Genomic DNA, 805 nt, shown 5'->3' with positions numbered 1-805 from the left:
GGCGCCCGCAAGGACGGCGCGCCGGCTTCGCTGCCGTCGATCCAGCCCGTCGCTCGCGATCGCGTGTTGCCGATGTCGTACGCGCAGCAGCGTCTCTGGTTCCTCGATCGTCTGGAACCGGGCAATGCGTTCTACAACATGCCGGTAGCGATGCGGCTGACGGGCGCGCTCGATATAGACGCCCTTCTGCGCACGCTCGATGAGGTGGTGCGTCGTCACGAGGCTTTGCGCACTTGCTTCCCGATGGTCGACGGGGCGCCCGTTCAAAGGATCGAAGATGCGTCCGCGGTCGGGCTGGCGATCGAGGACCTGACGGCATACGACGTCGCGACCCGCCGCGTGATACTGGATCAGCGCCTCGTCGACGAAGCCGGAACGCCCTTCGATCTGACCGGCGGCCCGGTGATGCGGGTCCGACTGTTCCGGCTCGCGGACGACGATCACGTCGTGGCGCTGACGCTGCATCACATCGTCTCGGACGGCTGGTCGATGGGCGTGCTGATCCGGGAGCTTGCAACGCTGTACGCGGCGTTCTCGCGCCATGAACCGTCGCCGCTGGCGGAGCTACCGGTGCAATACGCCGACTACGCGCATTGGCAGCGTGGCTGGCTGAACGGCGATGTACTGGAACACCAGGTGGACTACTGGCGTACCCAGCTGGCCGATGCATCGGCGCTGCTGACGTTGCCGACCGACCGCCCACGGCCGCCCGGACAACGTCATCGCGGCGCGGCTCATCACTTCGCGGTAGACGCCACGACCACGGCGGCCTTGCACGCGCTCGGCCGCAGCGCACAGGGCACCC

General features: G+C 67.6%; 1 protein-coding gene. It reads left to right on the top strand.

Annotated elements, in window-relative coordinates:
• Nucleotides 1-805 (top strand): condensation domain-containing protein (locus HB633_RS30605; protein ID WP_255581313.1); only part of this gene is annotated, 805 nt, incomplete at both ends.

Source organism: Caballeronia sp. dw_276 (assembly GCF_018449635.1).
Taxonomy (GTDB): Bacteria; Pseudomonadota; Gammaproteobacteria; order Burkholderiales; family Burkholderiaceae; genus Caballeronia.
This window is presented reverse-complemented; position numbering and strand designations above follow the sequence as displayed.